Annotated in this window: 11 protein-coding genes; 4 read left to right on the plus strand and 7 right to left on the minus strand. The window is 64.8% G+C overall.

The features are described from left to right. Positions 1-8: 8 nt before the first annotated feature. The 4 genes from CDN38_RS21375 to CDN38_RS21390 all read right to left on the minus strand — a co-directional run bounded on the left by CDN38_RS21375 (position 9) and on the right by CDN38_RS21390 (position 5,574). On the minus strand, positions 9-506 hold the full coding sequence (locus CDN38_RS21375; protein ID WP_075510440.1) for a methylated-DNA--[protein]-cysteine S-methyltransferase: 498 nt from the start codon (positions 504-506) through the stop codon (positions 9-11). Next, entirely contained in the window at positions 503-2,020 is a 1,518-nt protein-coding gene (locus CDN38_RS21380) for a DNA-3-methyladenine glycosylase 2 family protein (protein ID WP_075510441.1), read from the minus strand. Before CDN38_RS21380 ends, CDN38_RS21375 begins: the two co-directional genes overlap by 4 nt. A 79-nt stretch (positions 2,021-2,099) precedes the next feature. After that, positions 2,100-3,725, minus strand: a complete 1,626-nt coding sequence (locus CDN38_RS21385) for an adenylate/guanylate cyclase domain-containing protein (RefSeq protein WP_075510442.1) — start codon at positions 3,723-3,725, stop codon at positions 2,100-2,102. Between the two features lie 235 nt (positions 3,726-3,960). After that, positions 3,961-5,574, minus strand: a complete 1,614-nt coding sequence (locus CDN38_RS21390) for an adenylate/guanylate cyclase domain-containing protein (protein ID WP_075510443.1) — start codon at positions 5,572-5,574, stop codon at positions 3,961-3,963. A 330-nt stretch (positions 5,575-5,904) separates the two neighbouring features. Between CDN38_RS21390 and nucS the strand changes: the two genes are divergently transcribed. Then, entirely contained in the window at positions 5,905-6,576 is a 672-nt protein-coding gene (gene nucS / locus CDN38_RS21395; protein WP_075510472.1) for an endonuclease NucS, read from the plus strand. 22 nt (positions 6,577-6,598) lie between these two features. Then, the gene (locus CDN38_RS21400) at positions 6,599-6,892 is read left to right on the plus strand and encodes an Rv1322 family protein (RefSeq protein ID WP_082277093.1); all 294 of its coding nucleotides are present in this window, start codon (positions 6,599-6,601) and stop codon (positions 6,890-6,892) included. 9 nt (positions 6,893-6,901) lie between these two features. Here CDN38_RS21400 and mce read toward each other — a convergent pair whose 3' ends face one another. Continuing rightward, a complete protein-coding gene (gene mce, locus CDN38_RS21405) occupies positions 6,902-7,363 on the minus strand; it encodes a methylmalonyl-CoA epimerase (RefSeq protein WP_075510444.1) in 462 nt (153 codons plus the stop codon). Between the two features lie 82 nt (positions 7,364-7,445). Between mce and CDN38_RS21410 the strand changes: the two genes are divergently transcribed. Together CDN38_RS21410 and CDN38_RS21415 are read left to right on the plus strand one after the other, a co-directional pair. After that, entirely contained in the window at positions 7,446-8,639 is a 1,194-nt protein-coding gene (locus CDN38_RS21410; RefSeq protein ID WP_075510445.1) for an acetyl-CoA C-acetyltransferase, read from the plus strand. Positions 8,640-8,817: 178 nt separating this feature from the next. Next, positions 8,818-9,732 (plus strand): thioredoxin family protein, encoded by a 915-nt coding sequence (locus CDN38_RS21415; protein ID WP_082277094.1) that lies wholly within the window; start codon positions 8,818-8,820, stop codon positions 9,730-9,732. Between the two features lie 11 nt (positions 9,733-9,743). Here CDN38_RS21415 and glgB read toward each other — a convergent pair whose 3' ends face one another. Continuing rightward, positions 9,744-11,951 (minus strand): 1,4-alpha-glucan branching protein GlgB, encoded by a 2,208-nt coding sequence (glgB, locus tag CDN38_RS21420; protein ID WP_075510473.1) that lies wholly within the window; start codon positions 11,949-11,951, stop codon positions 9,744-9,746. A gap of 5 nt (positions 11,952-11,956) precedes the next feature. Further along, positions 11,957-14,044 carry an alpha-1,4-glucan--maltose-1-phosphate maltosyltransferase gene (locus tag CDN38_RS21425; protein ID WP_075510447.1) on the minus strand — a complete coding sequence of 696 codons (2,088 nt, stop codon included), beginning with the start codon at positions 14,042-14,044 and terminating at the stop codon, positions 11,957-11,959. Between the last annotated feature and the right edge of the window lie 256 nt (positions 14,045-14,300).

Genomic DNA, 14,300 nt, shown 5'->3' on the forward strand with positions numbered 1-14,300 from the left:
GATTCGTGTCAGTCGAACAATCTCAAATTGACTGGCACACGCTTTTTCTCCAATTCGAGCAATGTTTGCTTGCGGTCAAGCCCGCCGCCGTACCCGGTGAGCTTTCCGCTGGCCCCAATGACCCGATGGCAGGGGACGATGATGGCGATGGGATTCCGCCCGTTGGCCAAGCCGACGGCACGCGCCGCGCCCGGGGCATCGATCTGTTCCGCGATTTCTCCATAGGATCGAGTTTCTCCATAGGGAATCGTCAGCAAGGCTTTCCATACCCGCTGCTGGAATTCTGTGCCGTGCAGGTCCAGGTCGACGTCGAAATCGCGGAGGCCGCCGGCGAAATAGGCGTCAAGCTGTTCGACCGCGGCTGGAAAGGCGCATTGATTCGGTGACCAACCGGATCGGTTCGGCTCATGGGTTTGATCGACCATCCGCAGATTGGTCAATACGGCCCCGCGCCCAGCTAGAGTCAATGGTCCGATCGGGGTGTCGATGGTGCGGTAATGAATCATGCGACTTCCTTGGGCGGCTTAAGTGGCCAATGGTTTACCGGGTGCTCGAGCGTGGTCCACAAATGCTGTGTGGCATATGACCGCCAGGGCCGCCACCGGGCACTTCGCTCGGTAAGTGCGCGTCGTTGTTCGGGCAGGCCCAGTTGTCTGGCGGCCAACCGAACACCGAGGTCACCGGCAGGAAATGCGTCCGGGTCGCCCAGGCCGCGCATCGCGACGACCTCGGCCGTCCAAGGGCCCACTCCCGGCAGGGCCAGCAACTGGTTGCGCGCCTCCGTCCAGTCGCAACCGGCGTCCAGGCTGATCCTCCCGTCGGCAAGGCTGCTGACGAGTGCGCTGAGCGTGCGCCGACGCGCCCTGGGGACGGCCAGATGGACGGGGTCGATCTGCGACAGCTGCTCCACCGACGGGAAGGTGTGGGTCAGGCAGCCCGCGGGATCGTGCACCGGCTGCCCGTAGACGGCGACCAGTCGGCCCGCATGGGCCCGCGCGGCCCTTGTCGAAACCTGTTGAGCCAGCACCGCCCGCACGGCGAGTTCAGTCTCATCGACGGTACGCGGAATCCGCTGTCCGGGTGCCTTGGCGACCACTGCGGCCAACGCCGGATCCCCGCTGAGTGCCTCGACCACCGCCTCGGGATCAGCATCAAGGTCCAGCAATCGACGGCACCGGGCGGTGGCGGCCGCGAGATCTCGGAAGTCGTCGAGCACGAGTAGACAGCGAACATGATCGAGCGCCGGTGTCAGGGTGACCAGTCCGCTGCCCGAGGAAAGCCGCAGTGTGCGTCGGTACGCGCCATTGCGGACCTCCTCGCAACCGGGGACCGCGCCGGCGGCCAGATGGCCGAAGACACCCTCATAGGCGAATGGTGTACGGGCCGGCAGCCGCAGGGATATCGCTCCCGGGCCAGAATGGTGCACAGTGGTCCCGGATTCGGCGGATCCCGACCGGCGGGCAGCACGCTTGCGCAGCGCCGTCGGCGTGCTGTCGCAGACCAGGCGCACGGTGTCGTTGAATTGCCGGATGCTGGAAAACCCGGCCGCAAAAGCCACCTCACTGAACGGCAGATCGGTGGTCTCGATCAGCACCCGGGCCGTCTGCATTCGTTGTGCGCGGGCCAGTGCCATCGGGCCGGCGCCCACCTCCGCCCGCAGCAGCCGTTGCAGCTGACGAGTGGTGTAACCGAGACGGGCGGACAGACCGGTGACGCCTTCGCGGTCCACCGTGCCGTCGGCGATCAGCCGCATGGCCCGGGCCACCACATCACCGCGGATGTTCCATTCCGGCGAACCGGGAGACGCGTCAGGACGGCACCGTTTGCAGGCCCGGAAGCCCTCCTGTTGGGCCGCCGCCGCCGTCGGCAGGAACCGCACGTTGCGCGCGAACGGCGGCCGTACCGGGCAACTGGGCCGACAGTAGATTCGGGTCGTCAAGACCGCGATCACGAACCAGCCGTCGAACCGGGCGTCTTTGGCCTGGACCGCTCGGTAGCAGCGTTCGAAATCTTCGTGCACAGTTCGACAATTACACCTGATCACCGACATGGCTGGCGGGAAAGCGACATCGTAGTGGGGCCGGGCGGGTGGCCAGAGCTCACTTCCCCGGCTTGGGCGGCTCCACGGGCGATGCCAGTCGAGTCGGCTGCTTGTGCCCACGAAGCTTTACGTGTCTTCCCAAAGTCCAATGGGCACGCTCACTTTCGCTGGCTGCCTCGACGGTGTGCGCCGAAGCCAGTAACTTGCCGGGGCGTGATTTCGCGCGTTCGCACAGTCGGGCCGCTTCGTTCACCGGCTCGCCGATCACGGTGTATTCGAACCGCTCCTTGGAGCCCACATTGCCGGCCACCACCTGTCCGGACGCCACCCCGATGCCTGCCTGACACTCCCGCATTTCCTCGGCCAGCCGCTCAGCCAGCGTCCGCGCACAGGCCAACGCCTGGTCTTCGGGTCGGTCGAGATGGTTGGGGGCACCGAAAATGGCCAACGAGGCGTCGCCCTCGAACTTGTTGACCAGTCCGCAATGGCGATCGACCTCTTCGACCACGATCGCGAAGAAGCGGTTGAGCAACTGCACGACCTCGGCCGGGGGTTGGCTGGTCACCAACTTGGTCGAGCCGATGATGTCAAGGAACACCACGGCGACGTGGCGTTCCTCCCCGCCTAGTTTCGGCCGCTCCCGCTCGGCGGCAAGGGCGACCTCACGTCCGACATGGCGCCCGAACAGGTCACGCACCCGCTCGCGTTCCCGCAGGCCGTCGACCATCGCGTTGAAACCACGCTGCAGCTCACCGAGCTCAGTTCCGTCGAACACCACCAAGTCGCCGCGGAGATCCCCTCGTTCCACGCGCTGGAGTGCCGCTCGGACCACGCGTACCGGTGTCGCCGTGAGCCAGGCCAAGATCCACATCAGGACAAACCCGAAGACCAATGTTGCCATCGACACGATGAGCACACCGACCGCGAACTGGGTCGCCGTGAGATTCCGCATCTCGATCTGGAAGATCGCAATCAGGGCAATGCCGACGATGGGAACACCCGAGCCCAGCAGCCACACCATCATGGTTCGCCCCATGATCCCCGATGCCAGTCGCCGGGGCGGCGGTCCCGCCTCGAGCGCCTGGGCCGCTACCGGACGCAATGCGAACTCGGTGAGCAGGTAGCTCCCGGTGGCGACCAGGAGTCCGCAAAAGGTCACCGCGAAGAGGAAGCGGGGGATGAACATGGTGTTGGCCATGCCGTAGAGCGTGGTCAGCAGCGCCGCGCCGACACCCCAGAGGATCAGGTCGACAATGGCGACCCGCCAGGGAGCCAGGAAGGTGTTGCGCTCGTCGTCGTGGGTTGGTAGACGTTCCTCGATTGCCCAGCGCAGCGCGATCACCGTTCGTCGCGTGATCCAATACGCTCCGAGCGCCAACGCGACCACGATGTAGGCCGGTACAACGGCGAACGACACCCACAACGGCGCATCGGAAAAGACGCTCGGCTCGGGAATCGCGACCGTGACCAACAGGATGGAGACCGCTATCCCGATTAGGTTTGCCGCCACCACCATCACGGTCAAGATGACCTGGATGCGTATCCGCCGGCGCGGTTGGTCCTCCGATACCCGCCCGAGCAGCCAGGAGCCGTAGGCGGGGGTCTCTGATAGCCGGCCGCTCTGCCGGGTCACCGTCTCAAGTACCCGGCCCAAACGTTGCGCCATACTTTCCTCGGCCGCCATTGTGGCGTCAGTCTAATCTCGCATCTTTCGCGTGGCTGACCTGCGGCCCCGAGTGGGTTTGGGCCGGTCCGGACGCCGGCAAGGTGTCGACCTGCGGCCGTTGGCATTTCGGTTCTCGGCGATTCATGTGGTGATCGGGTGGGGCGTCGATCTCGAAGCTCCAAATCCGGCCTCCAAATCCGGCAGCTGCCCCGCAGTGTCGGTTGGCGGCTGGGGTCGCTCCGGTCCGGTCTTGTTACCCGGCTTGTACCGGCGACGCGAGCTGGGTGTGCTGGTCGTGCCCGCGAAGTGTCACGACCTCGCCCAGCGACCACAGGGAACTCTCGTGTTCGGTTGCGCCCCGCACGGTGTCGGCGGTAGCCAACAATTGACCCGGATGTGATTTGGCCAGTTCGCAAAGCCGGGCCGCTTGGTTGACCGGCTCGCCGATCACGGTGTATTCGAACCGTTCGTTGGCGCCGACATTGCCGGCGACCACTTGTCCTGATGCCACGCCGATGCCCGCCGGGCATTCGGGAACTTCGTTGGCCAGTCGTTCGGCAATGGCGCGTGCGGCCGCCAGAGCCTGGTCTTCGGGTCGGTCAAGGTGATTGGGGGCGCCGAAGATGGCAAGCGACGCGTCGCCCTGAAACTTATTGACCAAACCGCGATGACGGTTGATCTCGTCGATGACGACTGCGAAAAACCGGTTCAGCAACTGCACGACGTCGGCCGGAGGCTGGCTGGTCACCAACTTGGTCGAGCCGACGATATCGATGAACACCACGGCGACGTGACGCTCTTCACCGCCCAGTTTCGGCGGCTGGCGTTCGGCGGCGAGGGCGACCTCGCGACCGACGTGTCGGCCGAAGAGGTCACGCACCCGCTCGCGCTCGCGCAGGCCGTGGACCATCGCGTTGAATCCACGCTGCAGCTCACCGAGTTCGGTGCCGTCGAACACCACCAGATCGGCGGCCAAGTCGCCCTGCTCCACGCGCTTGAGCGCCGCGCGTACCACGCCCACGGGCGTTGCCGTCATCCAGGCAAGCATCCACATCAGGACGAACCCGAAGACCATAACGGGCATCCAGAGGATCAGCACTGAAATTATGTATTGGTCGTTCTCGAGCTCCCAAAACGTATTCTCGAATAGCGCGGTGAGGGCGATACCGGTATTGGGTAGGCCCGAACAGAGCAGCCATACCACCATGGTGCGGCCCATGATGCCGGGCACCAGGGATCGCGTCGTTGGTCCTACTTCGAGCGCCCGCGCGGCCACCGGGCGTAGCGCAAATTCCGATAACAAATAGCAGCTGGTAGCCACGAGAACGCCGACCACGCTCATCGAAAACAGGAACCGCGGGATAAATAATGTGTTGGCCATGCCGTAGAGGGCGGTCCACAATGCCATCCCGAATCCCCATACGAAAAGAACCGCCAACGACACCCGCGCTGGGATCCGGAACGTATCGCGCGCTTCGTCTGGGGTGGGTATGCGTTCCTCGATTGCCCATCGCAATGCGCGAGTTGTTTGCCGAGTAAGCCACAGTGCGCCCAACACCACAGCGAGCACGTTGTAGGCGGGTACCAGCCCGAAGGACAGCCAATGCGGCGCGTCGAAGATCACGCTCGGTTTCGGGAAGGCAACCGTCAGTAGCAGAGCCGCGATGGTGATCCCGACCAATTGCGCAGCCAGAATGGTGACACTCATCATCACCTGGATACGTATCCGCTGACGTTGCTGGCTTTCCGATGCACGTCCGAGCAGCCAGGAGCCGTAGGCAGGGGTTTCTGACGGCCCGCGGTACCAGCGGGTCACTTTATCAAGCACCCGATCCAAGCGCTGTGCCACGGCCTTCTGGGATGACATTGTGGCAACAGCCTAAGTCGTCGGACCGGCGCTAACCGAATTTTTTCGCGGAAGTGTGTCGGTAACGGGTGTCGATAGGCGAAAGATCCTGTCCCGCAGTGCAGGATCGAATTGTCTAAGGTTCGCTGCGCACCTGTGCGAGCGGCATTTTGCCGGCGGAGCAACCCGAAAACGCCCGGCTGCGAAATCGCGACGTTGCGCTGGACCATCGCCATCCAGGACGGACCCGTCCAACCCGCCAACACCGGCCAGACAAGTCGCATCTTCGAAAACAGCATCCACACAGGCCAATCCGTGACCCGATGCAAGGCCGAGGCTAAGGTGAGTCGGGTGCGTCTCGTCATTGCCCAATGTACGGTGGACTACGTCGGCCGCCTCACCGCGCATCTGCCGTCCGCGCGCCGGTTGCTGTTGTTCAAGGCCGACGGGTCGGTCAGCGTGCACGCCGACGACCGCGCCTACAAGCCATTGAACTGGATGAGTCCGCCGTGCTGGCTGACCGAGGAGACCGGCACGGAATCGCCGGTGTGGGTGCTCACCAACAAGTCCGGCGAACAGTTGCGCATCACCGTCGAAGAGATCGAGCACGACTCGAGCCACGAGCTGGGCGTTGACCCCGGACTGGTGAAGGACGGCGTTGAGGCCCACTTGCAGGCGTTGCTCGCCGAACACGTTCAAGTCTTGGGTGAGGGGTACACACTGATCCGTCGGGAGTACATGACCGCGATCGGGCCGGTCGACCTGCTGTGCCGCGACGAACACGGGGGCTGTGTCGCGGTGGAGATCAAGCGGCGCGGCGAGATCGACGGAGTCGAGCAGCTCACGCGTTATCTCGAGTTGCTCAATCGCGACAGCGTGCTCGCGCCGGTCAAGGGTGTGTTCGCCGCTCAACAGATCAAGCCGCAGGCCCGCACTTTGGCCACCGACCGCGGCATCCGTTGTCTCACATTGGATTACGACAAGATGCGGGGCATGGACAGTGACGAATACCGGCTGTTCTGAAGGTCGCGGCTAAACTTCTCAGGTGGCCCGGCGCCGTAAACCGCCAAGCCGGCAGCGGCCGGTCGCGCCATCGCCGATGCTGCGCCGGGTCGAGGCCGGGCCGGATGGCTACTTGTACGAAGTCCGGGCGATTGCGGCGGCACGAGCGGTCAAGACCTATCGATGTCCCGGGTGTGATCACGAAATCCGTACCGGGACTTCACATGTGGTGGTGTGGCCCGCTGATCGACCGGAAGCTGTCGAGGAGCGGCGGCACTGGCATACCCCGTGTTGGGCCAGCCGGGGCACTCGTGGCCCGACCCGAAAGTGGTCGTAGCTGTGGCTCTTAGCGAGCCGGCTCGACCAACTCGATCAGAACGCCGCCGGCGTCCTTGGGGTGGATGAAGTTGATTCGGGAATTTGCCGTCCCACGCCGGGCAGCCTCGTAGACCAGACGGACTCCCTGCGAGCGCAGCCGCCGGCTCAGGGCGTCGAGGTCGGCTACCCGACAGGCGAACTGCTGGATGCCCGGCCCGCGCTTGTCCAGAAACTTTGCGATCACCGATGAGTCGTCGATCGGGGCCATCAATTGGATCTGCGCCGCCCGTGGGGCGCCCGGGACCGCGAGCATCGCCTCGCGGATTCCCTGGTCGTCGTTGACCTCCTCGTGAACAAGGATCATGCCGAGGTGGTCGTGGTACCACTCGATCGCCGCGTCCAGGTCGGCGACGGCGATGCCGACGTGATCGAGCCCGGTCACCAGCGAGGTGGCCACAACCTGACGGGCGTCAACTTGATCGGTGGTCATAACACAACGGTAACCTCATGGAGAAGAATCTGCTTCTCCGGGTTGGCTTGATCGGCCGTTCCCATGCTCATAGGAGGTAGTCATGACGACGTCAGTGATCGTTGCTGGAGCCCGGACACCCATCGGCAAGCTGATGGGTTCTCTGAAAGACTTCAGTGCCAGTGACCTGGGCGCCATCGCCATCAGAGGCGCCCTGGAAAAGGCGTTCCCGGGTGTGGAAAACCCGGCATCTCTGGTCGAGTACGTGATCATGGGCCAGGTGCTCACCGCGGGCGCAGGACAGATGCCCGCACGGCAGGCGGCGGTCGCGGCGGGTATCGGCTGGGATGTGCCCGCGTTGACCATCAACAAGATGTGCTTGTCGGGCATCGACGCCATCGCGCTGGCTGACCAGCTGATTCGGGCCGGCGAGTTCGACGTGGTGGTGGCCGGCGGCCAGGAGTCCATGACGAAGGCCCCCCATCTGCTGATGGACAGCCGGGCCGGCTACAAGTACGGCGACGTCACGGTTTTAGACCACATGGCCTACGACGGGTTGCACGACGTGTTCACCGGCCAGCCGATGGGCGCGCTCACCGAGCAACGCAACGACGTTGACAAGTTCACGCGGCAGGAGCAGGACGAGTACGCGGCTCGGTCGCACCAGAAAGCGGCCGCTGCATGGAAGGACGGCGTATTCGCCGACGAAGTGGTGCCGGTGAGCATTCCGCAGCGTAAAGGCGATCCACTGCAGTTCAGCGAAGACGAAGGCATCCGGGCCAATACGACCGCCGATTCGTTGGCCGGCCTCAAGCCGGCGTTTCGCAAGGACGGCACCATTACCGCCGGCTCGGCGTCGCAGATCTCCGACGGCGCCTGCGCGGTCGTGGTGATGAGCAAAGAAAAGGCCCGGGAGCTAGGGCTTTCGTGGCTGGTCGAGATCGGTGCGCATGGCGTCGTGGCCGGCCCGGATTCGACACTGCAGTCGCAGCCGGCCAACGCGATCAAGAAGGCGCTCAAGCGTGAGGGCATCTCGGTGGACCAGCTCGATGTCATCGAGATCAACGAGGCATTCGCCGCGGTCGCGCTGGCCTCGACGAGGGAACTGGGGGTGAATTCCGAGATCGTCAACGTCAACGGTGGAGCGATCGCCGTCGGCCATCCCATCGGGATGTCGGGAGCGCGCATCACGTTGCATGTGGCGCTCGAGTTGGCCCGCCGCGGCTCGGGTTACGGGGTTGCGGCCCTGTGCGGCGCGGGCGGCCAGGGCGACGCGTTGATCTTGCGGGCCGGCTAGCGCCAGCAGCCGTGGTGTGACGTTGCTGGGATCCGTCCGTCGGGCGCTGATGTGATTTTCGTCATATCCGCCCCTCACGGCTGTTGCCGCGGGTTTCCAGAGGCGATTTGCGCCAGCATGTGACGGTCGGCGCTACCGGGTGGATGGCGGGCGGGCCCGGCGTGACAGACTTGATGACGTGACACGTCCCCGACCTTCGATCGGGCCTGCCATGGCCGGTGCGGTCGACCTTTCCGGTCTCAAGCAACGAGCTCAACAAAGCGCCGCAACAGGCGGGGCCGCCGGGCGGGCACCGTCTGCTCAGCCGGGTGTGGTCGAGATCAGTGAGACGAACTTCGAAGACGAGGTGATCGCCCGCTCCGACGAGGTGCCCGTGGTGGTGTTGCTGTGGTCGCCGCGCAGCGACGTGTGCGTCGACCTGCTCGATACGTTGTCCGGCCTGGCCGCGACCGATCAGGGCACCTGGCAGCTGGCGACGGTCAACGTCGACGTTGCACCCAGAGTGGCTCAGATATTCGGCGTCCAGGCGGTCCCGACCGTGGTGGCTTTGGCTGCGGCGCAGCCGATCTCGAGCTTCCAGGGCCCCCAGCCTGCCGGTGAGCTACGACGCTGGCTGGACTCGCTGCTGTCGGCGACTGCGGGAAAGCTCAGGGGCCCAACGGATTCGGGAGAGTTCGCGGAAGTCGATCCGGCGGTGGCGCAGGCACGTGCGGAACTCGAGGCCGGCGACTTCGACGCCGCAAAGAAGTCGTACCAATCGATTCTGGATACCGAGCCGGGCAATGTCGAAGCGAAGGCGGCGATCCGGCAGATCGACTTCCTCACTCGCGCAACCGTACAGCGGCCGGATGCCGTCCTGGTCGCCGACGCCGCACCGGACGACATCGAGGCCGCGTTCGCGGCCGCCGACGTGCAAATCCTCAATCAGGATGTCAGCGGGGCGTTCGAACGTCTGGTCGCATTGGTGCGCCGTACATCGGGGGATGAGCGCACCCGGGTGCGCACTAGGCTGATCGAGCTCTTCGAACTCTTCGACCCCGCCGATCCCGAGGTCATCGCGGGCCGGCGCAATCTCGCCAACGCCCTGTACTGAGACTGCTCCCGCTAAGCCGGCTCCAGCCACAACGCCGACGTGGGCGGCAGCACCAGCACCGCTGATGCGGGGCGGCCATGCCACGGGTCGTCGGTGGCGTCGACGCCCCCGAGGTTGCCGATCCCGGACCCGTTGTAGGAGGTCGCGTCGGTGTTGAGGACTTCGCGCCACCGGCCGGCCGAAGGCAGACCCAGTCGGTAGCCGCTGTGCTCGGTGCCGGCGAAATTGAACACGCACGCCATCACCGAGCCGTCGTTGCCGTAGCGCAGGAAGCTCAACACGTTGTTGGCCGAATCGTTGGCGTCGATCCAGGAATAGCCGGCCGGAACGGTGTCTTGGCTCCACAGTGCCGGGTGGTTGCGGTAGATCTCGTTGATGTCGCGCACCAGGCGCAAAATACCGTTCGAAAAGCCTTGTTCGTCGAGCTGGAACCAGTCAAGACCGTGTTGCTCGGACCACTCGGAACGCTGGCCGAATTCCTGGCCCATGAACAGCAGTTGTTTGCCCGGGTGTGCCCACTGGTAGGCGAGCAGGCTGCGAAGCCCGGCGGCCTTCATGTGATTGCTACCCGGCATCCGCCCCCACAGCGTCCCTTTGCCGTGCACCACCTCGTCGTGGCTGAGGGGCAGCACGTAATTCTCACTGAACGCATACAGCATCGAGAAGGTCATCTCATGGTGATGAAAGCTGCGATAGACCGGGTCTCGACTGATGTAGTCGAGCGTGTCGTGCATCCAGCCCATGTTCCATTTCATCGAAAAGCCAAGGCCGCCAAGGCTCGTCGGCCTCGTTACCCCGGGCCACGACGTCGACTCCTCGGCGATGGTGACGATGCCGGGTGCCACCCGGTGCGCGGTGGCGTTCATCTCCTGCAAGAACTGCACCGCCTCCAGGTTCTCCCGCCCGCCGTAGATATTGGGGGTCCAGCCGCCCTCGGGTCGCGAGTAGTCCAGGTAGAGCATCGATGCCACCGCGTCCACCCGCAGGCCGTCGACGTGGAATTCCTGGAGCCAAAACAACGCGTTGGCCACCAGGAAGTTTCGTACCTCGGGCCGGCCGAAGTCGAAAACGTAAGTGCCCCAGTCCAGTTGCTCACCACGTTTGGGATCCGAATGCTCGTAGAGCGGAGTGCCGTCGAACCGTCCGAGCGCCCATGCGTCCTTGGGGAAATGGGCCGGCACCCAGTCCACGATGACGCCGATGCCCGCTTGGTGAAGGGCGTCGACCAACGCCCGGAAATCGTCGGGCGTGCCGAAGCGCGATGTCGGCGCGTAATACGACGTGACCTGGTATCCCCATGATCCGGCGAAGGGATGTTCGGCCACGGGCAGTAGCTCCACATGGGTAAACCCGTGTGCCACCACGTAATCGGTCAGCTCCCGGGCAAGCTGGCGGTAGCTCAGTCCGGGACGCCAGGAGCCGAGGTGGACTTCGTAGGTGCTCATCGGCTCGAACACCGGATTGCGCTGGACACGCCGGGCCATCCAGTCGGCGTCGCCCCAGGTGTAGTCGCTCACCGTCACCCGCGATGCCGTCTGGGGCGGCACCTCGGCGCCGAACGCGAACGGGTCGGCTCGATCGGTCACCACGCCGTCGGCGCCGTGCACCCGGAATTTGTAGAGGCCGTCGTTCGGGAAACCGGGCCAGAACAATTCCCACACTCCCGAGGAGCCCAGCACCCGCATGGGTGCGTCGTTTCCGGTCCAGCCGTTGAAATCACCGATCAGGCTGACGCCCTTGGCGTTGGGCGCCCACACCGCGAACGACACGCCCTCGACGACACCGTCGGCCGTGGTGAACGAGCGGGGATGAGCGCCAAGGACTTCCCAGAGTCGCTCATGGCGGCCTTCGGCGAACAGGTGCAGGTCGACTTCACCCAGGGTGGGCAGAAAGCGGTAAGCGTCGGCGACCGTATAGGGGTCAGCACCCTCGTAGCTGACCTGCAACCGGTAATCGATCAAGTTGACGAAGGGCAGGGCCACCGCGAACAGCCCGGCGTCGATATGCTGCATCGGCAACTGGTCGTCACCGACGAGCGCGACGACGCTGACCGCGTGTGGACGAAATGCCCGGATCACCGTGTGGTCGCCGTATTCGTGGGCGCCCAGGATGCTGTGCGGGTTGTGGTGGGCGCCGGCCACCAGGCGCGCCAGCTCGGCGGGGTCAGGCGCCAAGTGCGTCCCGGGCAGTTGATCGGTTCGGCTCTTGGATCTGCTCAAGTCGCTCACCTCCTGCACAGCAGTGTGACTCGGGATTCCTCCGGAATGAGTGGCATGTTGATGACGTGGGCGACTGCTTGCGCCGGGTCGATGCGAACATAATTTGCTTGCCCCCAATTGAATTCCTGGCCGGTTATCTCGTCGCGGACCCAAAACCGCTCGTAGGGCTCCATACCCAGCGCCGCCATGTCCAGCCACAGCGTTGCTTCCTCGGGCCCGAGGGCGTTGAGCGTGACCACGACCAGGACGCAGTCGCCGGTCGCCGGGTCGAACTTGCTGTAGGCCAGCAACGCCTCGTTGTCGACGTGATGGAAATGAATGGTGCGTAGCTGCTGCAGTGCGGGATGCAGTCGCCGAATTGCGTTGAGCTGCGTGATGAACGGCTCCAATGACCTGCCTTCGGCGAGGGCGCCCGCGAAGTCACGGGGACGCAGCTCGTATTTTTCCGAGTGCAGGTATTCCTCACTGCCTTCCCGCACCGCCCGGTGCTCGAAAAGCTCGAAACCGGAGTACACCCCCCAGGCTGGACCCATGGTGGCCGCCAGCACCGCGCGGATGGCGAACATGCCCGGGCCATTGTGTTGCAGGACGGCGTGCAGGATATCCGGGGTGTTGACAAAGAGGTTGGGCCGGCGGAAGTCGGCGAATTCGGCTATCTCGTTACCGAATTCGGTGAGCTCCCACTTGGACGTGCGCCAAGTGAAGTAACTGTAGGACTGCGTGAAGCCCAGTTTGGCAAGCCCGTACTGGCGGGCCGGCGGAGTGAATGCCTCGGACAAGAACAACACGTCGGGGTGGATGGTCTTGACCTGACCGATCAGCCAAAACCAGAAGTCGGGCGGCTTGGTGTGCGGGTTGTCGACCCGAAAGAACTTGACGCCGTGGTCGATCCAATGTCGCACCACGCGCAGTACTTCGTCGTAGAGTCCCGCGGGGTCATTGTCGAAGTTGAGTGGATAGATGTCCTGATACTTCTTCGGCGGGTTCTCCGCATAAGCAATGCTGCCGTCCGGCAACTCGGTGAACCAGTTGCGGTGTTCACGGGCCCACGGATGGTCGGGCGCGCATTGCAGGGCGAGGTCCAGGGCCACCTCCATGCCCAGGTCGCGCGCCGCGGCAACGAAGTCGTCGAAATCGTCGATGGTACCCAGGCTCGGGTGGATGGCGTCGTGGCCGCCCTCGTCGCCGCCGATCGCCCACGGAGATCCCACGTCGCCGGGCGCGGCGGTGGGGTTGTTGTTGCGGCCCTTGCGGTGCACCTTGCCGATCGGATGGATCGGCGGCAGGTACACCACGTCGAACCCCATCCGCGCGATGCGCGGCAATTCGGCCGCCGCGGTGGCAAAGGTGCCGTGTACCGGTTTGCCGTCGTCGTCCCAACCTCCGGTCGAACGCGGGAACATCTCGTACCACGCCCCGAAGCGGGCCACCGGGCGGTCGACCCAGATCCCGAACTGTTCGCCGCGGGTAACCAGATCCCGCAGCGGATAAGCCTTGAGCAGGTCCTCGATTTCCGGGGACAGGGCCAGCGCGGAGCGGGTCACCGGGTCACCGGGATTCCGCAACGCCGCGGCGGCCTCCATCAGGGGCCAGCGTTGCGCGCGCGGCACCCCCGTGGCGGCGCGCTCGAGTAGCGCGGCGCCGATCAGCAAATCGTTGGACAATTCTTTTTCGCCTTGGCCGGCGTCGAGTTTGGCGACCAGGCCATGACGCCAGGTGTGTACCGGGTCACCCCAACCGTCGACCCGGAAGGTCCATAGTCCGGCGCGGTCGGGGGTGAACTGGCCGTGGAAGACATAGGGCTCCTCGCCCATCGTCATCGGGAACAACAGCGGTTTGACGCGCTGTTGCTCGGCCGGCCTGGCCGTCACCTCGGATTCCAGCGCCCGCACCGCCGAGACCCTGCGTATGTCACTGACCAGCGGATAACGCGGGCCGAGGTAGCGCACGACCAGGGTCGCGGCCACTGCTTCGTGGCCCTCGCGCCATACCGAGGCGCTGACCGGCACCACCTCGCCGACCACGGCCTTGGCGGGGTATTTGCCACATGAGACGACGGGCTGGACGTTATCGATCTCGACACGACCGGGCACCAATCACTCCGTTCTGTTCGCGGCTCGCCCATGCAGGCGGGGAACCCGACCTCGCCCCCCTGGGCCCCTGCGGGCCGTTCCTTGGGCTCGTCACCCCGGGGACGAGCAACAGCGGTGTCGCCGGGGTGTCCTTCGTGTGTCGTTGTCTGCTCGCCTTAGCGCCCCATACCCACCCTAGTGTCCGACCACACCGGCGGGGCCCGACCTGTCGCCGAGTAGCCCGCTCGGAACGGAATCCTCAGTAAGGTAAAGACGC

Source organism: Mycobacterium ostraviense (assembly GCF_002705925.1).
Taxonomy (GTDB): Bacteria; Actinomycetota; Actinomycetes; order Mycobacteriales; family Mycobacteriaceae; genus Mycobacterium; species Mycobacterium ostraviense.